Source organism: Streptomyces corynorhini (assembly GCF_003346515.1).
Classification (GTDB): domain Bacteria; phylum Actinomycetota; class Actinomycetes; order Streptomycetales; family Streptomycetaceae; genus Streptomyces; species Streptomyces corynorhini.
Genome location: NZ_QQNA01000310.1, coordinates 1 through 19,302 on the forward strand (window position 1 = coordinate 1; position 19,302 = coordinate 19,302).

General features: G+C 71.6%; 24 protein-coding genes. 12 read left to right on the plus strand and 12 right to left on the minus strand.

The features are described from left to right. Positions 1-45: 45 nt before the first annotated feature. The 5 genes from DVH02_RS35745 to DVH02_RS30090 all read left to right on the plus strand — a co-directional run bounded on the left by DVH02_RS35745 (position 46) and on the right by DVH02_RS30090 (position 2,781). Positions 46-222 (plus strand): hypothetical protein, encoded by a 177-nt coding sequence (locus DVH02_RS35745; RefSeq protein ID WP_199566468.1) that lies wholly within the window; start codon positions 46-48, stop codon positions 220-222. 5 nt (positions 223-227) lie between these two features. Next, a complete protein-coding gene (locus tag DVH02_RS30075; RefSeq protein WP_114627014.1) occupies positions 228-656 on the plus strand; it encodes an Asp23/Gls24 family envelope stress response protein in 429 nt (142 codons plus the stop codon). Then, positions 653-1,180, plus strand: coding sequence for a DUF6286 domain-containing protein (locus DVH02_RS30080; protein WP_114627015.1), 528 nt, complete (start codon positions 653-655; stop codon positions 1,178-1,180). The genes DVH02_RS30075 and DVH02_RS30080 overlap by 4 nt, the downstream gene beginning before the upstream one ends. Further along, a complete protein-coding gene (locus DVH02_RS30085) occupies positions 1,177-1,755 on the plus strand; it encodes an Asp23/Gls24 family envelope stress response protein (protein WP_114627016.1) in 579 nt (192 codons plus the stop codon). The genes DVH02_RS30080 and DVH02_RS30085 overlap by 4 nt, the downstream gene beginning before the upstream one ends. A 210-nt stretch (positions 1,756-1,965) precedes the next feature. Beyond that, positions 1,966-2,781, plus strand: coding sequence for an SAM-dependent methyltransferase (locus DVH02_RS30090; RefSeq protein WP_114627017.1), 816 nt, complete (start codon positions 1,966-1,968; stop codon positions 2,779-2,781). A gap of 78 nt (positions 2,782-2,859) precedes the next feature. Here the strand turns inward: DVH02_RS30090 and DVH02_RS30095 are convergent, their stop codons facing one another. The 7 genes from DVH02_RS30095 to DVH02_RS30125 form a co-directional block, all read right to left on the minus strand. After that, a complete protein-coding gene (locus DVH02_RS30095) occupies positions 2,860-4,089 on the minus strand; it encodes a phospholipase D-like domain-containing protein (protein ID WP_114627018.1) in 1,230 nt (409 codons plus the stop codon). A gap of 143 nt (positions 4,090-4,232) precedes the next feature. Continuing rightward, positions 4,233-5,150: an RNA polymerase sigma factor SigF gene (locus DVH02_RS30100; RefSeq protein ID WP_114627019.1), complete on the minus strand. Its 918-nt coding sequence runs from the start codon at positions 5,148-5,150 to the stop codon at positions 4,233-4,235. Between the two features lie 221 nt (positions 5,151-5,371). Beyond that, entirely contained in the window at positions 5,372-5,527 is a 156-nt protein-coding gene (locus tag DVH02_RS30105; protein ID WP_114627020.1) for a hypothetical protein, read from the minus strand. 61 nt (positions 5,528-5,588) lie between these two features. Beyond that, positions 5,589-6,542 (minus strand): cytochrome c oxidase assembly protein, encoded by a 954-nt coding sequence (locus DVH02_RS30110; protein ID WP_114627021.1) that lies wholly within the window; start codon positions 6,540-6,542, stop codon positions 5,589-5,591. Between the two features lie 138 nt (positions 6,543-6,680). Further along, entirely contained in the window at positions 6,681-7,706 is a 1,026-nt protein-coding gene (locus tag DVH02_RS30115; protein ID WP_114627022.1) for a 6-phosphofructokinase, read from the minus strand. A 132-nt stretch (positions 7,707-7,838) separates the two neighbouring features. Continuing rightward, complete coding sequence (locus DVH02_RS30120; protein ID WP_114627023.1) at positions 7,839-8,567, minus strand: type 1 glutamine amidotransferase; 729 nt, start codon at positions 8,565-8,567, stop codon at positions 7,839-7,841. A gap of 49 nt (positions 8,568-8,616) precedes the next feature. Then, complete coding sequence (locus tag DVH02_RS30125) at positions 8,617-9,855, minus strand: Mur ligase family protein (protein ID WP_114627024.1); 1,239 nt, start codon at positions 9,853-9,855, stop codon at positions 8,617-8,619. Positions 9,856-9,970: 115 nt separating this feature from the next. On the opposite strand from DVH02_RS30125, the gene def reads away from it, so the two are divergent. After that, the gene (def, locus tag DVH02_RS30130; protein WP_114627025.1) at positions 9,971-10,528 is read left to right on the plus strand and encodes a peptide deformylase; all 558 of its coding nucleotides are present in this window, start codon (positions 9,971-9,973) and stop codon (positions 10,526-10,528) included. A 296-nt stretch (positions 10,529-10,824) separates the two neighbouring features. Here def and DVH02_RS30140 read toward each other — a convergent pair whose 3' ends face one another. Beyond that, the gene (locus tag DVH02_RS30140) at positions 10,825-11,469 is read right to left on the minus strand and encodes a TetR family transcriptional regulator (protein WP_114627026.1); all 645 of its coding nucleotides are present in this window, start codon (positions 11,467-11,469) and stop codon (positions 10,825-10,827) included. Between the two features lie 192 nt (positions 11,470-11,661). Here DVH02_RS30140 and DVH02_RS30145 point away from each other — a divergent pair, with 192 nt between their 5' ends. Continuing rightward, positions 11,662-12,900 (plus strand): acyl-CoA dehydrogenase family protein, encoded by a 1,239-nt coding sequence (locus tag DVH02_RS30145; RefSeq protein ID WP_114627027.1) that lies wholly within the window; start codon positions 11,662-11,664, stop codon positions 12,898-12,900. A gap of 147 nt (positions 12,901-13,047) precedes the next feature. Here the strand turns inward: DVH02_RS30145 and DVH02_RS30150 are convergent, their stop codons facing one another. Both DVH02_RS30150 and DVH02_RS30155 read right to left on the minus strand, forming a co-directional pair. After that, a complete protein-coding gene (locus DVH02_RS30150; protein WP_114627028.1) occupies positions 13,048-13,533 on the minus strand; it encodes a hypothetical protein in 486 nt (161 codons plus the stop codon). Positions 13,534-13,544: 11 nt separating this feature from the next. Further along, on the minus strand, positions 13,545-13,874 hold the full coding sequence (locus DVH02_RS30155) for a hypothetical protein (RefSeq protein ID WP_147286163.1): 330 nt from the start codon (positions 13,872-13,874) through the stop codon (positions 13,545-13,547). Between the two features lie 91 nt (positions 13,875-13,965). On the opposite strand from DVH02_RS30155, the gene DVH02_RS30160 reads away from it, so the two are divergent. The 4 genes from DVH02_RS30160 (at position 13,966) to DVH02_RS35355 (ending at position 16,312) form a co-directional block, all read left to right on the plus strand. Next, positions 13,966-15,216 carry a helix-turn-helix domain-containing protein gene (locus DVH02_RS30160; protein WP_114627030.1) on the plus strand — a complete coding sequence of 417 codons (1,251 nt, stop codon included), beginning with the start codon at positions 13,966-13,968 and terminating at the stop codon, positions 15,214-15,216. 126 nt (positions 15,217-15,342) lie between these two features. Further along, positions 15,343-15,813 (plus strand): hypothetical protein, encoded by a 471-nt coding sequence (locus tag DVH02_RS30165; RefSeq protein WP_114627031.1) that lies wholly within the window; start codon positions 15,343-15,345, stop codon positions 15,811-15,813. Further along, a complete protein-coding gene (locus tag DVH02_RS30170) occupies positions 15,810-16,148 on the plus strand; it encodes a DUF6415 family natural product biosynthesis protein (protein WP_114627032.1) in 339 nt (112 codons plus the stop codon). The genes DVH02_RS30165 and DVH02_RS30170 overlap by 4 nt, the downstream gene beginning before the upstream one ends. Next, the gene (locus tag DVH02_RS35355; RefSeq protein WP_158575957.1) at positions 16,148-16,312 is read left to right on the plus strand and encodes a hypothetical protein; all 165 of its coding nucleotides are present in this window, start codon (positions 16,148-16,150) and stop codon (positions 16,310-16,312) included. Before DVH02_RS30170 ends, DVH02_RS35355 begins: the two co-directional genes overlap by 1 nt. A gap of 121 nt (positions 16,313-16,433) precedes the next feature. Here DVH02_RS35355 and DVH02_RS30175 read toward each other — a convergent pair whose 3' ends face one another. Then, positions 16,434-16,922, minus strand: a complete 489-nt coding sequence (locus tag DVH02_RS30175) for a glutathione peroxidase (protein ID WP_114627033.1) — start codon at positions 16,920-16,922, stop codon at positions 16,434-16,436. A 123-nt stretch (positions 16,923-17,045) separates the two neighbouring features. Here DVH02_RS30175 and DVH02_RS30180 point away from each other — a divergent pair, with 123 nt between their 5' ends. Next, a complete protein-coding gene (locus tag DVH02_RS30180) occupies positions 17,046-17,258 on the plus strand; it encodes a DUF6011 domain-containing protein (protein ID WP_114627035.1) in 213 nt (70 codons plus the stop codon). Positions 17,259-17,362: 104 nt separating this feature from the next. Here DVH02_RS30180 and DVH02_RS30185 read toward each other — a convergent pair whose 3' ends face one another. Next, positions 17,363-19,165 (minus strand): FAD-binding dehydrogenase, encoded by a 1,803-nt coding sequence (locus DVH02_RS30185; RefSeq protein ID WP_114627034.1) that lies wholly within the window; start codon positions 19,163-19,165, stop codon positions 17,363-17,365. Positions 19,166-19,302 lie beyond the last annotated feature (137 nt).

Consider the following 19,302-nt stretch of genomic DNA (forward strand, 5'->3'; position numbering starts at 1 on the left):
CCCTACCCCCCTCTGCCCGGCCCCTCTCACCCCAGGAGAAACCCCATGAGCAGCACCCACACCGGACTGCTGACCGGTATGGTCCTCGGACTCGCCGCGGCGTTCGGCGGCTTCGGTGCCTTCCTCGTCGTCCTCGTCCTCGGCTTCTTCGGACTGCTCGTCGGTCTCCACCTCGACGGCAGGATCGACCTCGCGCAGCTCGTCGGCCGCGACAGGGGCTGACCGCGATGACCACCACCAGCACCGCGACCGAGGCGCTCCCGCAGGCTGCCCCCGCCGCCCCGCCCGCGGCGCCGGGGTCCGCGGAGCGCGGCGTGACCACCATCGCCGAACGCGTCGTCGAGCGCATCGCCGCACACGCGGTGACCGAGGTCGACGGCGTGGGCGGCGTGGGCCGCCGGGTGCTCGGCGTCGCGGTCGGCGCCGGGGAGCCCGACCGCGACGCCACCGTCTCCGCCCGGATCAAGGGCGCCACCACCTCCCTCGACGTACGGCTGTCCGTGAGCTACCCGGTCTCCGTGGCGCGCACCACCGAGGCGGCGCGCGCCCATCTCAAGGAGCGCGTAGGGGAGTTCACGGGACTGACGGTGTCACGCGTCGACATCACCGTCACCGCCCTGCACAGCGCCGTCGCCGACACCAGGAGGGTCCTGTGAAACGCCGCCCCCGCCGCTCCGCCCCCGCCACGCTCACCGCGCTGGCGCTGCTGGCCGCCTGCACGGTCGTCGCCGTCGTCGCCGTCCAGATGATCGCGGGACAGACCCCGTGGATCAGCTACGGCGCCGTCGCGGGCGATCTGCGCGCCGCCCACTGGAACGACCGGGCCCCGGCCGTCGCGGGCGGGATCGCCGCCCTGATCGGGCTGATCATGGTGATGGCGGCCGTGCTGCCCGGCCGGCCGACCGTCCTGCCCCTGGCCGGCGAACTCGACTCGGGTGCCTCCTGGCGCGGCCTGCGCTCCACCCTGCGCACCGCCGCCGCCGACGTCGACGGGGTCAACCGCGTCACGCTGAGGCTGCGCCGCCGCCGGGTCGCCGCCCGCGTCAGGACCGACCGTACGAACACCGAAGGTCTCGCCGACGCCGTGCGCACCGCCCTCGAACAGCGCCTCGACCAGATCGACCCGGCCCGGCGCCCGGACGTGAAGGTCACACTCCGCGCCACCAGGAGCACTTCATGACCGCCCTGAACCGCCCGGCCCGCCTCAACCGCGTCCTGCTGGCCCTGTGCGGACTGCTCCTGCTCGCCGGGGGCGGCTTCGTCTGCGCCACGCACTACGGCCGGCTGACCGTGCTCGACCGGGACGCCGCTCTCGTACCCGGCACGGCCACCCCGCCCACCTGGGTGCTGTACGTGAGCGCCGGTGCCGCGATCGTCATCGGGCTGCTCGCCCTGCGCTGGCTGGCCGCCCAGTTCGCCCGCAGGCCCCGGACGCGCACCTGGCGCCTGGAGCGGGACCCCGACCAGGGCCGCACCGAGCTGGCCGCGAGCACGGCCACCGAGCCCTTCGTCGGCGAGGTCGCCACGTACGAGGGCGTACGCGCCGCCCACGCCACCCTCGCGGGCACCCGCCGCGCCCCGGTCCTCGCCGTGGTGATCAGCGCGGACCAGAGCACCGACCTGGGCGCCGTACGGGCCCGGCTGGACACCGAGGGGCTGCCCCGGCTGCGCCAGGCGCTCGATCTGGAGACGCTCCCGGTCACGGTCGAGTTCCGCTTCGCCACCGCGAGTGGCGACGCCCGCGTCCTGCACTGAGCCCCGCCCTCCCGCGCCGTGGTCACGCGCCCGGGACCGAACGGCCGGCGCCCCGGATTTCCGGGGCGCCGACGCGTTTCGACGCGGTTGAAACGCTCTTTCCCTAGGGAAACGATCACCGAGCGCCTAAACTCTGGCCAAGGAATCAGTGGAGACCGGTACCGGTACGCGATCCCCTCGCAGGGGGCGACGGACCGGGGAGGAGCGAAGATGGCAGCGCAGCATTCTCCGGAGGACCGCTTCAACACGGGGGAGGCGCACTCGGCGCGCGTCTACGACTACATCCTGGGCGGCAAGGACAACTACGAGGTCGACCAGGAAGCCGGTGACTCGATGTGCCGGGAGTGGCCCGCGCTCCCTGTGCACATGCGCGCCAACCGGGAGTTCATGCACCGCTCCGCCCGCTATCTCGCGCGCGAGAAGGGCATCCGGCAGTTCCTGGACATCGGCACCGGCCTGCCCACCTCACCCAACGTGCACGAGATCGTGCAGGAGGTGAGCGCGGACTCCCGGGTCGTCTACGTCGACAACGACCCCATCGTGCTGGCCCACGCCCGCGCGCTGCTCACCAGCGCGCCGGAGGGCCGCACCGCCTACATCGACGCCGACATGCGCGACCCCGACGCGATCATCGGCTCGCCCCAGTTCCAGGAGTTGCTGGACCTGCGCGAGCCGGTCGGGCTCATGATCATCGGCATTCTGCACTTCATCCTCAAGGACGACGACGACCATGGTCTGGTCCAGCGGCTGCTGGAGCCGCTGCCCGCGGGCAGCTATCTGGCCATGACCATCGGCACCGCGGACTTCGCCCCGGCCGAGGTCGGCCGCGTGGCCGCCGAGTACGCGCGCCGTGGCATGCCGATGCAGCTGCGTACGCACGCCGAGGCCGAGGAGTTCTTCGCCGGTCTCGAACTCATCGAGCCCGGTGTCACCCAGGTGCACCACTGGCGGCCCGACGCGGACCAGGTGCCGATGGACGACCGGGACATCGCCATGTACGGAGCCATCGCCCGCAAGCCCGCCTGAGGCCGGGGCCCGCCTGAGGCCAGGGCCCGGCGAGCGGGGCCCGGCCTCAGGGGCAGGGACAGCGACAGGGGCGGAGGGTCAGAGGAAGCGGCGGATCGGCACGACGGCCGCTTCCCTGACCCGTTGCAGCCCCGAACGGCGCTTCCAGCGCCCCGGTTTGATCTCCTCGCTCACCGCGAGGTCCTCCGTGTAGTGCTCGTCGAGGGTCGCCGTGAACGCGATGTCCAGAACGGCGAGCATCACCTCTTCGTCGTGGTCGAGCGAGCGCCGGTTGAAGTTGGTCGAGCCGACCAGCGAGGCGACCCCGTCGACCGTGATGACCTTCGCGTGCATCATCGTCGGCTGATAGTGGAAGACGCGCACCCCGCTGGCGAGCAGCTCCTCGTAGTGGTTCTGGCCCGCCAGCTGGCAGACCCGTTTGTCGGTGTGCGGCCCCGGGAGCAGGATCTCCACCGTCACCCCTCGACGCGCCGTCGCGCACAGCAGCTCGATGAAGTACGCGTCGGGCGCGAAGTACGCGGTGGCCACCCGTACCCGCTCCTGCGCCGACTCCAGGACGACCCGCAGCAGCGTCTGCATGTCCTGCCAGCCGAAGCTCGCCGAGCCGCGCACCACCTGGACGACCGCGTCGCCCCGCGGGCCGTGCTCCACGAACCGGTCGCGCGGGTCGAACAGGTCCTCGTGGCACTCGGCCCAGTTCTGCGCGAACGCGGCGGCCAGACCGTCCACCGCCGGGCCGCTCACCCGTACGTGCGTGTCGCGCCACTCGTTCTCGTTCCGCGCGTCACCGCACCACTCCTCGGCGATCCCCACGCCGCCCGTGAACGCGGTCATCTCGTCCACGACCAGTACCTTGCGGTGGCAGCGGTGGTTCTGCTTGAGGGGGGAGAGGTAGAGCGGCTTGCGGAACCAGGCCACCCGTACCCCGGCCTGTTCCATGGCGCGCAGCTGGTCCTTGTCGATCAGCCTGCTGCCGAACCCGTCCAGCAGCAGCCGCACCCGGACCCCCGCGCGGGCCCGGTCGGCGAGCGCCTCGGCGAACCGGCGGGCGATGTCGCCCTTCCAGTAGACGAACGTCATCATGTCGACGGTGTGCTCGGCGGAGCCGATGGCCTCCAGCATCGCCCCGAAGATCGCGTCCCCGTTCCGCAGCGGGACCAGGGCGTTGCCCTCGGTCGCCGCGATCCCGATCAGCCGCTCCAGCCGCCGCCGTATGCGCAGCGCGCGCTCCTCGGGGGACAGCGGCGGCTCCGTCGGCCCTTCGGGGTCCCCGGGGCGGAGCGCGGGCGACTGCTGGGTGCTGGTCATGGGCTCTACCTCGGTGGCATCGCGGTGCGGCGGGAACGCGGGGGGTTGTGCGGCGGTACGGGTGGCGCGGGGCCGGGCCGGGCTCGGACCCGAACGCGGGCGGGGCCCGGAACGGGCCCCGCCCGTCGGCCGTGCGCCGGGTGTCACTCCTCGGTGAGCATGCCCGTCCTGAGCTTGGCGAGTGTGCGGGACAGCAGCCGGGAGACGTGCATCTGCGAGACCCCGAGCCGCTCGCCGATCTGCGACTGGGTCAGCTCCTGGCCGAAGCGGAACTCCAGGATCCGCCGCTCACGCGCGTCCAGCGTGCTCAGCAGCGGGGCGAGCGTGTGGAAGTCCTCCACCAGCTCCATGGCCGGGTCCCGGTCGCCGAGGGTGTCGGCGTACGTACGGCCCGCGCCGCCCGGTCCCGCGTCGTCACCGTCGGTCGGCAGGTCGAGGGAGCCGGCGCTGTAGCCGTTGGCGGCGACGAGCCCCTCGACCACCTCGTCCTCCGTCAGCCCCATGTGCCCCGCCAGCTCGGCCACCGTCGGCTCGCGGTCCAGCAGGAGCGCGAGGTGCTCCTTGGCCTTGGCCAGCTCGACGCGCAGCTCCTGGAGGCGGCGCGGCACGTGCACGGCCCACGTGGTGTCGCGGAAGAAGCGCTTGATCTCGCCGACGATGTAGGGGACCGCGAAGGTGGTGAACTCGACTTCGCGGGAGAGGTCGAAGCGGTCGATGGCCTTGATCAGTCCGACGGTGCCGACCTGGAGGATGTCCTCCATCTCGTCCGCGCCCCGGCCCCGGAAGCGGCTCGCGGCGAACCGGACGAGCGACTGGTTCATCTCGATGAGCGTGTTGCGCGCGTACTGGTGTTCACGCGTGCCCTCTTCGAGGACCTGGAGCTGGTCGAAGAAGAGCTTCGACAGCGTCCGCGCGTCCCTCGGGGCGACCTTCCCTGCGTCCTCGATCCACGGCAGCTCGCCGGTCCTGTCCCGGGCACCGCTGTCCGGGAGGTCCGTCACCGGCGCGGACGGCGCGGGCGACGCGGTGGACGTGGCGGCGGACGGTGTGGACATCGACATGACGTGATCCTCCCGGGGCTGCGGTGCTGCGACCCTGCGAGTGCCCGGGGTGCCGGGGAGTATGCGCGCGTCGGCGAAAAAATTTCCAGAAGGGTGCTCCGCGGTACGCTTCCCGCTCTCTCCCGCCCTCTCCCGCGCTCCGGGGCCTGTGCGCTGCGTACGCCCCGGCGTCCGCCGGGCGGCGTACCACGCCCCCGTACGCCCCGGCGCACGCGTGACGCTCAGCTCCGTGTCGCGGCCATCCCGATGGTGATCAGGCACAGGACCACCCAGCCGAACCACAGCCAGCCGCTGCTGCCCAGCGCCGCCGTGTACCCCGTCACCGCGATCAGCGCGCCGACGGTCACCGCGCCCATCGTCTTCGTGGAACCGGACATCCGCGTCCTCCTCCGGGCCGGGGCCATGGAGGCCATCGTCACCCGTGACGAGGGGTTCGCGCTACTGCCCCCGGGCCTGGAGGGAGGCCAGATAGGCGTTGTACCGCGCCAGCTCCTGGTCGCCGTCCCGGTCGGCGGCCCGGTCGGAACGCTTGGCCTGCCGCTGCTCCGAGCGGTACCACTGGTACACCAGCGCGATGAGCACCAGCACCGAGGGGATCTCGCTGAACGCCCAGGCGATACCGCCCGCCGCGTTCTGGTCGGTCAGCGCGTCGATCCCCAGCGAGGCGGGCGGGGAGCGGTACGCGGCGACCATCGGCTCGCTCGCCATCATCAGCGCGATCCCGAAGAACGCGTGGAACGGCATCCCGGCGAACAGCTCCAGCATCCGCATCACATAGCCGGGCCGGTGCGGACCCGGGTCCACGCCCATGATCGGCCAGAAGAAGACCAGCCCGACCGCGAGGAAGTGCACCATCATCGCGAGGTGCCCGGCCGTGGAGCCCATCAGGAAGTCGAAGAGCGGAGTGAAGTACAGCCCGTACAGGCTCGCGATGAACAGCGGGATCGTGAACGCCGGGTGGGTGACGACCCGCAGATAGCGGCTGTGCAGCAGCGCGAGCAGCAGCTCGCGCGGCCCCTTGGCGCCGCGCCGGCCCGCCACCGGCAGCGCCCGCAGCGCCAGCGTCACCGGCGCGCCGAGCAACAGCAGGATGGGGGAGACCATGCTGATCACCATGTGCTGCACCATGTGCACGCTGAACATGACCATGCCGTAGTCGTTCAGCCCGGTGCACATCATCAGCGCCACGCTCAGCACACCGAGGACGAACCCGACGGTCCGGCCCACCGGCCACCGGTCACCGCGCCGGAGCAGCCGCAGCACGGCCCAGCCGTAGAGGGCGAGCGCCAGCACGCAGCCGACGAGGAAGAAGAGGTCGGGTGAGTACGCCAGCCCCCGCCCCAGCGTGAACGGCGGCAGATCCATGGTCGTGCCGTGCCCGCTGTGTTCCATCCGTGTGCTCCCGTGGGACGAGCGTGAGACAGACCGGCCCGATTCACGCCGGTTGTCCGCACCAGAGTAGAACCGCCCCCGGCCGCGTCGGCGGGCGGGGGCGGGCGGGAGCGGTTTCCGGCGTCCCGCGGATACGGGTCAGAGCACGCACTCCGCCTCGGCGTAGCGCTCGGCGGGCACCGTCTTGAGCGTCTCCACGGCCTCGCCGAGCGGCACCATCACGATGTCCGTGCCGCGCAGCGCCGTCAGCATGCCGAACTCGTCCCGGTGGGCGGCCTCGACCGCGTGCCAGCCGAAGCGGGTGGCGAGCACCCGGTCGTAGGCGGTGGGGGTGCCGCCGCGCTGGACGTGGCCGAGGATGACCGGCCTGGCCTCCTTGCCGAGCCGCTCCTCCAGCTCGGTGGAGAGCTGCCGCGCCACACCGGCGAAGCGCTCGTGGCCGTACACGTCCTTGCCGCCCTCGTCGAACTCCATCGAGCCCGCGCGCGGCTTGGCGCCCTCCGCCACCACGACGATCGCGAACCGCTTGCCCGCTGAGAAGCGGCGGCCGACCAGCTCGGTCAGCTCGTCCATGTCGAAGGGGCGCTCGGGCACCACGATCGCGTGGGCCCCGGCGGCCATCCCGGAGTGCAGCGCGATCCAGCCGGTGTGCCGTCCCATGACCTCGACGATCAGCACCCGCTGGTGGGACTCTGCGGTGGTCTTCAGCCGGTCGAGCGCCTCGGTGGCGACCCCGACGGCGGTGTCGAACCCGAAGGTGACATCCGTCGAGGCGATGTCGTTGTCGATGGTCTTCGGTACGCCGACGATGGGCAGCCCGGCCTCGGACAGCAGGTGGGCGGCCTTGAGGGTGCCCTCACCGCCGATCGGGATGATCGCGTCGAGCCCCAGCTCGGCGACGTGGCCCCGGGCGCGCTCCACGCCGTCCCGCAGATGGGCGGGCTGCACCCGGGAAGAGCCGAGGATGGTGCCGCCGCGCGCCAGGATGCCGCCCACGGCGTCCAGGTCCAGCTTGCGGTAATCGCACTCCAGGAGGCCCTTCCAGCCGTCGTGGAAACCGATCACCTCGTCGCCGTGGTCGACGACGGCCCGGTGCACGACGGACCTGATCACGGCGTTGAGGCCGGGACAGTCGCCGCCTGAGGTGAGCACACCAATACGCATAGCCCGGGATACCTTTGCAACGTGGGCCGACGGCCGGACACCGTTGTCCGGCCAGATCGCCGCCACCCTACCGGCGGGCGGCGGCCCGGCCGAACCCGGCGTCCGACTGCTGGACACCCCGTGAGGTGCCGGTCAGGCGGGCTGGGTCGCCGCGGCGACCCGCTCGGCGCGCAGCGCCTCGTACCACCGGTCGTCGGTCGGCGGCAGCGCGTTCACGTCGAGCGCCAGCTTCAGCAGCAGGTCGGCGATCTGCGGGTTGCGCGCCATCACGGGACCGTGCATGTACGTACCGAAGACGGTGCCGTTGTACGCGCCCTCCGTACCGTCGCCCGTACCGTTGCCCCGGCCGAGCTGCACCCGCGCGAACGCGCGGGCCGACGGACCGAGGTGCGTGATGCCCTGGTGGTTCTCGAACCCGGTCAGCTGCTCCAGGTTGAGCTGCGGGTCGATGTCGGCCAGCACGTCACCGACGCAGCGCTCGCCCTCGCCCCGGGTGGAGACCACGTCGAGCAGCCCCAGACCGGCCTCGCGCTCGCCCAGGTCGTTGACGAACTCGTGGCCCAGGATCTGGTATCCGGCGCACACCGAGAACACGATGGCGCCGTTGGAGACGGCCCGGCTGAGCCCGCCGTCCCGGCGCAGCCGCTCCGCCGCGAGCCGCTGCGGCCGGTCCTCACCGCCGCCGATCAGATAGATGTCGCCGGACGTCGGCACCGGCTGGTCGCTGCGTACGTCCACGCGGGTGACGCCCAGCCCGCGCTGCCGGGCCCGGCGCTCCACGACCAGGGCGTTTCCCTGGTCGCCGTAGGTGCTCAGCAGGTCGGGGTAGATCCACACCAGCCGCAGGCTGTTGTCACTCATTCTCGCTCGTTCTCCAGGGGTCCGAGGTGTCCAGTTCTCCGGCACGGTGTCAGTTGCCCACTCTTCGACGCAGGTCCTGGAACGAGGTGTAGTTGGCGATGGCCTCGATCCGTCCCGGCGGGGCCATCTGTACGGCCTCGTCGGCGGTCTCGCAGACCCGGAAGTCCAGACCGGCCACCTCCAGCCGGACGGCGAGGTCCAGCTTCCGGTCGCCGATCACGAAGATCGGATGGCCGGCGAGCCGCGTGTAGTCGACGTCCCACAGCCACGAGGTGTCCGTACCGTCGGCGCCACGGGCGTTGACGGCGAGGATCACCGGGGTCGGCGGCGGGTCGATGAGGGAGAACGTCTCCAGCCACCCGGCGGGGTTCTTCGCGAGCAGCAGCCGCAGATCCCGGCCGAGGAACGACACCACGTCGTACCGTCCGGCCACCGCCTGCACCTGGTACATCCGCTCCAGCGCCACCTGCGGCGGCACGCCGAAGGTCGCCACCACGGCGGCCGAGGTCGCCGCGTTCGCCTTGTTGGCGCGGCCCGGCAGCTGGAGATGGATCGGCCAGGCCGAGCCGTGCGGGTCCAGCACGTGGTCGCCGTGGAGCGCCCAGCTCGGCGGCGGCCTGCGGAAGCCGCACTCGCCGCAGAACCAGTCGTCGCCGGGGCGCTGCATCACACCGCCGCACGAGGGGCAGGACCAGGCGTCGTCCTTCCACTCCTGCCCGGCCGCCACCCACACCACATTGGGCGAGGAGGAGGCGGCCCAGACGATCAGCGGGTCGTCGGCGTTGGCGATGACGACCGCCTTCGTACCCGCCAGACCCTCCCGCCACTTCTCCGCGAGCATGCGGGTCTCGGCGGCGCGGTCGAGCTGGTCGCGCGAGAGGTTGAGCAGCGCGATCGCCTTGGGCGTCGTGTCGCGCGCCACCCCGGCCAGATACTTCTCGTCGACCTCGATCACGCCGAACTTCGCGTCGGAGCCGCCCGCCAGGGCCGAGGTGATCCCGGCCGGCATGTTGGCGCCGAGCGCGTTCGACACCACGGGCCCCGCGGCCCGCAGGGCCTCGGCGATCAGCCGGGTGGTGGTGGTCTTGCCGTTGGTCGCCGACACGAGGATGACGTCGAGGTGCTGCGCCAGCCGCCCGAGCAGATCCGGGTCGAGTCTGAGCGCCACCTTCCCGCCGATCACCGATCCGCTGCCGCGCCCAGCGGCGCGCGACACCGCCGCCGCGGCCTTGCCCGCCGTCACGGCCAGCTTGGCCCGCGGGGACAGCGGGTCCGTGTTGCCTGACATCGCCTTGATCCTCCTTGCGTCGGTCCGTGGGTCAGCCTATCGAGATCCGGCCAGGGGCCCGAACCGTGGCACCGGGCAGAAGGCGGGGACGAGTGTGGACCGTACCCTGAGTGACATGCGAAACCGTTCGATCCCCGGCAGTTCCGGGCGAGTACGAGCCATGAGAATGCTCGGAGATCCCGTGCTGCACGCGCCCTGCGCGCCCGTCACCGACTTCGGTCCCGCGCTCGCCGGACTGATCGAGGATCTGTTCGCGACGATGTACGCGGCCCGGGGTGTCGGGCTGGCGGCCAATCAGATCGGCGTGCCCCTGCGGGTGTTCGTGTACGACTGCCCCGACGACGAGGACGTCCGCCATCTCGGACACGTCGTCAATCCGCGGCCCGTCGTCACGGACGGCATCGCGCTGAGCGGCCCTGAGGGCTGTCTGTCGCTGCCGGGTATCGAGGCGGGTACGGAGCGGGCCGACCGCGCGGTGGTGGAGGGCTTCACCCGGGAGGGGGAGCCGGTACGGGTCGAGGGGACGGGGTTCTTCGCGCGCTGCCTGCAACACGAGAGCGATCACCTGGAGGGCCTCGTCTACCCCGACCGGCTGGCCGGACGGCGTCGCGCCCAGGTGCTGCGGACGGCGGCGCGGGCGCCGTGGGCCGGGGAGCCGGGGGCGTACGTCTGAGACCGGGGCGCCGGAGGCCCGGAGGCACGGGGTCCGGACGCACGCGGTCCGGACATACGCGGTCCGGACATGGGGGGTCCGGAGATACCCGGTCCGGACATACCCGGTCCGGACATACCCGGTCCGGACGTACGTGGTCCGGGCGTACGGGGCGGCGGCGGGCGCCGGTTCGTCCCTGCCCGCGCCGCTCGTCGTGCCGCCGCCCGCAGCGCCTGTCGTGCCGCTCGTCGTGCCGCTCGTCGTGCCGCTCGTCGTGCGGCCCATCGGTCCGGTCACCCCGCCGTTCACCGTGCCGTTCAGAATCCGGGGCCGCCCGGCCGGTCGCTTACCGCGGCCAGCCGTCCCCACAGCAGGTCCGCCAGGCTGTGCACCAACTGCGCGCGTGAGCAAGGGCGTTCGCCCAGCCACCAGTCACCGGCGCCGTGCATCATGCCCACGATGCCATGACCCCAGACCCGGGCGAGCTGCTCGCTGTCCTGGCCGAGGTCGACGCGTTCCGCGATGACCTTGGCCAGTTCCTCGCCGAGCCGGCGCAGCAGCGGGGCCGAGTGGCGGCCGACGTCGAAGCCCTGCTCGGGCAGTTGGGCCTCTTCCGCCGGGTGCATCAGGAACCGGTAGACCTGGGGCCGTGCCTCGATCGCGGCGAGATAGGTGTCGAGCGTGGCCTCCACGCGCTCGCGCCGCTCGGCCGGGGCGTCGAGCGCGGCCCGCAGAGCGTCCAGCAGGGCGTCGGTGTGGCGCTTGGCGAGGGCCCGGTACAGGCCGCCCTTGTCGCCGAAGTGCCGGTAGAGGATCGGTTTGGTGATCCCGGCCTCGGCGGCGATGGCGTTCATGGAGGCGTGCGGGCCGTCCCGGAGCACCACTCTGTCGGCGGCCTCCAGCAACTGCCGGCGCCGCTGCCGCGCCGATCGCTGCTGCTCGGCCTGGTGTGTGGTCTCCATGGGTGATGTCTCCCCGCCCGTGCGATCGCCTCGCGTACCGCCAACCGCGCTTGCCGGTGCGCCACGGAAACGTAACACCCCGGCCGAGGTCGACGCTGATCGCAAGGTGGCTGGTTGACATCGCCTACCAGCGAGTAACAGACTGTTGTTACCGCAAGTAACATTTCTGGGTGACGCACCGCTGGAGGCGACATGACCGAGTTCACGCTCGATCTCAACGACGACCAGAGGCAGGTCCGTGACTGGCTGCACGGCTTCGCCGCGGACGTCATCCGCCCGGCCGCGGCCGAGTGGGACGAGCGTGAGGAGACCCCCTGGCCGGTCATCCAGGAGGCCGCCAAGGTCGGCATCTACTCCCTCGACTTCTACGCCCAGCAGTTCTTCGACCCCACCGGGCTCTCCATCCCCATGACGATGGAGGAGCTGTTCTGGGGCGACGCGGGCATCGCGCTCTCCATCGTCGGCACGGGCCTCGCGGCCGTCGGGGTCCTCGCCAACGGCACCGAGGAGCAGGTCGGCACCTGGATCCCGCAGATGTACGGCGACCCGGACGACGTGAAACTCGCCGCCTTCTGCTCCTCGGAACCCGACGCCGGATCCGATGTGTCGGCCATGCGCACCCGCGCCGTCTACGACGAGGCCAAGGACGAATGGGTGCTCGACGGCACCAAGACCTGGGCGACCAACGGCGGTATCGCCAACGTCCACGTCGTGGTCGCCGTCGTCGACCCCGAACTCGGTTCGAAGGGCCACGCCTCCTTCATCGTGCCGCCCGCCACCCCCGGCCTCTCCCAGGGGCAGAAGTTCAAGAAGCACGGCATCCGCGCCTCCCACACCGCCGAAGTCGTCCTGGACGGCGTCCGCGTCCCCGGCCACTGCCTCCTCGGCGGCAAGCAGAAACTGGACGAGCGCCTCGCCCGCGCCCGCGAGCGCGCGAAGTCGGCGGCGGGCGAGGGCGGCGGGCGCGTCAAGAACGCCGCCATGGCCACCTTCGAGGCGTCGCGCCCCGCCGTCGGCGCCATGGCGGTGGGCACCGCGCGCGCCGCGTACGAGGTCGCCCTCGACTACGCCACGACCCGCAGCCAGTTCGGCCGCCCCATCATCGACAACCAGGGCATCGCCTTCCAGCTCGCCGACGCGCGCACCCGGATCGACGCCTCCCGGCTGCTGGTCTGGCGCGCGTCGTGGATGGCCGCCACCGGCAAGGCGTTCACCTCGGCCGAAGGCTCGATGTCCAAGCTGTTCGCGAGCGAGACAGCCCAGCAGGTCACCGCCCAGGCCGTACAGATACTCGGCGGCAACGGCTTCACCCGCGAATACCCGGTCGAGCGCATGCACCGGGACGCGGCCATCTACACGATCTTCGAGGGGACGAGCGAGATCCAGCGCCTGGTCATCGCCCGCGCCCTGTCGGGCGTACAGATCCGCTGACTCCGTTTGCGCAAGGCGGCACCCTCAACGCAAGGCGTTGAGGGTGCCGGATGGAGGGCTCGCCATGTCCGCGCGTGGTCAGCCGTCGTGAGTTCGATTTTCGCCCAGAGGAGGAGCATAAACTCGCGGCGCGAGCGGCTGCTCAGCTCAGGCCCGCCGTGCGGCGCCGTCCGGCCACACCACGTCAACAGGGATGCCAACCGAACGTGCCTCCGCGACGACGTCCGCCGTACCGCCGCCCTTGCCGGTGGGAGGTGCACCGTTCCAGACCGCGACCAACCGGTCCGCGCGCTCCAGAAGAACGGCGTTCGCCGACTCGTACGCCTGCCGGTTCGCCGACTCGTGCGGCATCGTCAGCACCTCGGCAGCGGCTTCCACCAGGCGGTCGAAGACCGGGGCGTGATCCGGCTTGACCTTCGCTGCCCGGTAATCCTGCGAGGGAACCACCACGACCAGACGCCCGCCGATGGCGGTCACCTCCTCCGCGAACAGCGAGTCGGCCCCGGCTGCGATGCATGACACTCCGGTCAGATCCTCCCGGTACTGGGCCAGGACCTCACGGAGCGCGGCCCGTACGAGCGGCACGCTCTCCCCTGTCAGGTCCATGTGCCCCGTCACAGCCAGCGTTGTCATGTGTCCACCCCTCAGCTCGACAGCAGATCGCGGACACTATCTCGCGCTTCTCGGACCGTACGCGAAGCGCTGTGCCCCACGGTGTACGGGTAGAGCTGGCCCAGCTGGCTGCGGACCCGCCCGGACTGGGTGAGCCGGGAGCGCTCCCGTACGTCGTACAGCTCCTGACCCGCTGACCCGCTGACCCGCTGGACGGCCGTCAGATTGTCGCCGGTGTCGCCATGACCGGCCTGCTCCAACTCCTCGCGGGTCGGAACAGCATCCCTCCCACCGCACAGACCCAGGCCCCACGCCGCCGCGCCCCTTGCCTCCTTCGGGAGAACAGGGGTGCGCTTCGTCATGTCCGGCATGCGAAAGCGCCCCTCAACCAACCGGGTTGAGGGGCGCTTCGGGAGTACCGTTCTGAGTGTCTAGGTCAGAACGGAGTCCAGTATGCCTGAGCACACCGACACCGCACCCACCAACCCCGGAGAGCGGCTCAAAGACCTCCGCCTCACTCGCGGTCTTACTCAGGAGCGCCTCGCCGCCCGCGCTGGGCTCAGCGCGGGCGTAGTGAAGAAACTCGAACGCGGCGGCGCCGCACGCCTCGACACCTACCACGCCCTCGCCCGTGCCCTCGGCGTACGCACCTCGGCGCTGTTCGAGTCGTCCGGCCCCCACTCCAGCACCCGCCGGGACGACGACAACATCGATCTCATGCCACTGCGACAGGCCATCGCACCGCCCGTCACATTCTCTGGACGGCTCGCCACCGTCGACACCATCGCCACAGAACCGGTCCTCACTCGGCTGCGGTCGATCGCCAACGAAGTCGGCGTCGCCTACCACCGCGACAACTACGGCCGCGTCGCCGCGCTTTTGCCGTCGTTGGTCCACGCGGCTCACGACGCCGTCGACTACTACGACAACGGCCCCGAGTGCACCGAGGCTCTCCGTATCCGCTCCGACGTGCTTCAGATGGCAGGCCGCTATCTCACCCAGGTGCGCGCCTACGATCTCGCGCACGTCGCACTGCGAGACGCCATTGAGGACGCGGCTCGGATCAGCGATATGGGCGGCGTCGCCGCCGCCGTCTACCAGCAGGGCTGGTTGCTCATGCGGCAGGGGCGTCTCGACGAAGCAGAACAGGTCAGTATCGCGACCGCCGACGCTGTCGAGCCGCGCATCTCGCGAGCCACCAAACAGACACTCGGGGCATGGGGAAAGCTACTGGTGCACGGCAGCGCGGCGGCGGCCCGCAACAACCGGCCTCAAGAGGCACGGGAGATCCTGCGTCTGGGCCGAACGGCAGGCGCCGCTCTCGGCAGTGGCCAGGCGGTGGCCGTCTCGTCCTGGGGTCGGTTCGACTGGCGGACGGTGGCGTTCCAGGGCATCGAGAACCAGTTGGTTGCGGAGAAGCCGGACCGGGTGCTGAGGCTGTCGGCTCGGCTGCCGACGCCCTCGGACAAGAAGGGAAAGCTCTTCGCCCGGCGGCATCTGCTGGATGTGGCGCAGGCGCACGCGATGCTGCGACAGCCCGGCGAGGCGACGGACATTCTGTGGTTGCTGATGGACGAGACGCCCGAGTGGCTGCGGCATCAACGCATGGCAGCGGACACATTCCATGACGTGCTCAGCAGGGGCAAGCGGCGCCGTCCGACCTCAAGACAGCGGGAGTTGGGGGCATTCTTCGGCGCCGTATAGAAGGGGCACGCTCCGTATCCCGTAAGGGATCAGCAGTTCACCAACGGCCACGTTCCATGCCTGTTTGCGACTGGTCGGCTTCCCTACCGTTTGTGACGTAGCGATCACAGTGACTGCGGAGGCGTGATGAGGGAACACAGGGGAGCGGCCATCTCGCGGTGGCTCGCGTCCTCCACGGAGCACCCGGAGCGGGCCTACGAGGACTGGAAGCGGGGCACACCCGCGGTACTACGCACCGGCGTGCGGTTCGACGCCGTACGGATGCCGCCGCAGCTGGTGCACGCCGCGCTCGGCACCGCCACCGCCGACGACCTCCCCGCCGCGCTGAAGGGGCAGCTCGACGGCCCCGTGATCGCCGACTGGGCCACCTGCTACTACGCGCTCGTCCCGGTGGGCACCTGCGCGGCGTGGCGGGAGCCGGTCGGCACGATGCGCGGGGCCGGCGGCTGGGTCGGCGTCCCGCGCCTGGACCAGCGCGGCCCGGACGGTGTCCACTGGATCACGCCCGCCGCCGCGCCCGGCCATCTGTGCCGGCCCGACTACGTCGCCGCGCTCCTTCACCGGGGCCGGGCACGCCTGGAAGGGATCCCGCAGTGACCACGGCCCTCGCGCCCGCGATCCGGGCCGCTATCGACGAGGCCGCCGCGCTCACCCGGGTGAGGCCGTCGCCCACAGAGCTGGCCGAGGTCGCGGACCGGCTGCGCGCGCACATCGATGCGCTGCTGCCCGCCGCCGAGGAGGACGCCGGCCGACTGTGGCGCGGTGGCGTGGACTGGATCTCACGCCGGGGCCACCTCGATCGGATACGGGACCGCCGCCACAGCGACTTGGCTGTCGGCCCACGGGCCGCCCGGCTGGCTGTCGCCGACCTCCGCCGGGACTGCGAGTGGCTACTGGAGCGGTACGGGCGAGCTGACGGGGAGGCGGGCTGATGTTCTGCGCCCACTGCGACCAGCAGATCCTGCCCGGCCAGCCGTACAGCACCCACACGGTGGAGACCGGTACGGGCGCCGCCCCGGACGTACACCGGCACCTGGCCTGCCATCAGGACCCCGGCACCCAGCCCAACCGAGCCCCGGTCCCCGCACGCCCCTGAGACTCCCGTACGCCGCTGCCGTCGTCACCACGCGGCGTACGGGACGGGCGCCCGGCCGTGCGATGGCCGGGCGCCCACCACGACCGCCCCGGCCGCCGCCCGTCATCCCGGCGGCCGGGGCTCAGGCGGGCAGCTGGGCCTCGATCGCCGCGACGACCTCCGGGGCCTCCGGCTCCGTACGGGGGCGGATCCGGGCGACGACCTCGCCCTGCGGCGAGAGCAGGAACTTCTCGAAGTTCCACTGCACGTCACCGGCCGCGCCCTCCGCGTCCGCGCTCTTCGTCAGCTCCGCGTAGAGCGGGTGCCTCTCCTCGCCGTTCACGTCCGCCTTCTCCAGCAGCGGGAAGCTCACACCGTACGTGGCCGAGCAGAATGTCTGGATCTCCTCGGCGCTGCCGGGCTCCTGCCCCGCGAACTGGTTGGAGGGGACGCCGAGGACGGTGAACCCCCGGTCGCCGTAGCTCTGCTGGAGGCGCTCCAGACCGGCGTACTGCGGGGTGAGACCGCACTTGGACGCGACGTTCACGACGAGGACGGCCTTGCCCGCGTAGGCGGCCAGGGACGTGGGCTCACCGGTGAGGGTGCGCAGCGGAATGTCGTACAGAGCCATGGGGGATCTCCTCGGTTCCTGCGTTTTCCGGCGTATCACCTCTCATTGTGGACCCGCCGGTGATCGCGCCGGCGGGCGGGCTGATAGAGGTGGGGGGTGCACGCATCCCCGAACGCGCCCCGGCTGCCCGGCTCCGAACCCGAAGGCCCGGCCGAGCCCGGCGACGGCCCCGCCCGCCGCGAGGTGCGGTGCCGGCTCTGCGGCCGGCCGCTGCGGGGCACGGCCTCGCGCCGTACCGGCCTCGGACCCGACTGCGACGCCAAGCTGCACCCGCCCGCGCCGGAGATCAGGACCCGGCGGCGCGAGGCCGACCAGGACCCGATCCCCGGCATCTGAGCGGGGTACGGCGTACGGAGCGGGGTACGGCGTACGTACGGCGCCGCCGCCCGGGGGCGGGCCGGGTGGCCACCCCGGGTCAGGTCCGCGGTGGCCACCCGGGGTCAGGTCGCGGTGGCCGCCGCCGCGGCGCGTCCCGCCGCCCGGCCGGAGAACAGGCAGCCGCCCAGGAAGGTGCCCTCCAGCGACCGGTAACCGTGCACCCCGCCGCCGCCGAACCCCGATACCTCACCGGCCGCGTACAGCCCCGGGACCGGCGAGCCCGTCGCGTCCAGTACCCGGCCCGAGAGGTCGGTCTGGAGCCCGCCGAGGGTCTTGCGGGTGAGGATGTTGAGCCGTACCGCGATCAGCGGGCCCGCGCCCGAGTCCATGATCTTGTGCAGTGACGCCGTACGGCTGAGGAAGTCCCCCGGGTAGGCGAGCGCGTTACGGATCCCCATGATCTGGGCGTCCTTCGTATACGGATTCTCGGTCTCCCGGTCCCGGGCGTCGATCTGCCGCTTGAGATCGGCCAGATCGATCAGGCCGGCGCCCGTCAGCCGGTTCATGCCCGCGACCAGCTCTGACAGGGTGGTGGCGACGACGAAGTCGACCCCGTTCTTCTTGAACTTCTCGACCGGCTCCGGCGTCTGCCAGAGGCGTGCGAGGGTCAGCGGGATGTCCTTGTTGGTGAGATCCGGGTTCTGCTCGGAGCCCGACAGCGCGAACTCCTTCGCCAGGATCTTCTGGGTCGTCACGAACCACGAGTAGTCGTACCCGGTGCCGGTGATCGCCTTGAGTGTGGAGAGTGTGTCGTACCCGGGGAGATCGGGCGCGGCGAACCGCTTGCCCGTGGCGTCCAGCCAGAGCGACGAGGGGCCCGGCAGGATCCGGATGCCGTGCTTGTCCCAGATCGGGGCGTAGTTGCGCAGCCCCTCCGTGTAGTGCCACATCCGGTCCGGGTTGACGATACGGCCGCCCGCGCGCTCGGTGATCGCGAGCATCCGGCCGTCCACGTACTCCGGCACCCCGGTGATCATCTCCGCGGGCGGTGTGCCAAGCCGGGCCGGCCAGTTCTGCCGGATCAGGTCGTGGTTGGCGCCGATGCCGCCCGACGTGACGATCACCACCGGCGCGCGCAGCTCGAAGTCGCCCACGACCGTACGCGAACTCCGCTTCCCGCGCGGGGCGTTGCTCGGCTCCAGGACCGCGCCGCGCACCCCGGTGATGGCGCCGCCCGTCCGTACCAGCTCGTCCACCCGGTGCCGGAACCTGAAGGTCACCAGTCCCCGGGCCGCCGCGGCCCTGACCCGCTTCTCGAACGGTTCCATCACGGCCGGGCCGGTGCCCCAGGTGACATGGAAGCGCGGTACGGAGTTGCCGTGGCCGTCCGCCAGGCCGCCGCCCCGCTCGGCCCAGCCCACGATCGGGAACCAGCGCACGCCCTGCTGGTAGAGCCAGGAGCGCTTCTCCCCGGCCGCGAAGTCCACATACGCCTCGGCCCACTTGTAGGCCCAGTAGTCCTGGCCGCCCTTCTCGCCGGGGCCCCGGTCGAAGCCGGCCGCGCCCTGCCAGTCCTGCCAGGCCAGCTCGCGGGTATCCTTGATGCCCATCAGCCGCTGCTCGGCCGAGTCGACGAGGAAGAGCCCGCCGAACGACCAGAACGCCTGCCCGCCCAGGTTCGTCTCCGGCTCCTGGTCCAGCAGCAGCACCTTGCGCCCGGCGTCCGCCAGCTCCGCCGTCGCGACGAGTCCGGCCAGACCGCCGCCGACGACGATCACATCCGCGTCCGACGCCGCGGAGGCGGCGAAGGCGGGGGTCACCTGGGAGAGGACGCTCGCGCCGGCGAGCACGCCGCCGGCCACACCACCGGCCACCGTCAGCGCGCGACGGCGGCTGAACAGGGCCGGACCTTCGGGCTTTTCCATCGGATGCCTTCCGGAGGGGGAGTACGGAGGGTGCCGTCCCGGGAGCGGCGCTGTTAGAGGTCCTAACAAAGGCGTTGGACGTGTCGGTGGGTGATGAGACAGGTGGCGAGCCCGAGGAAGGCTTCGTGGATGTCGTC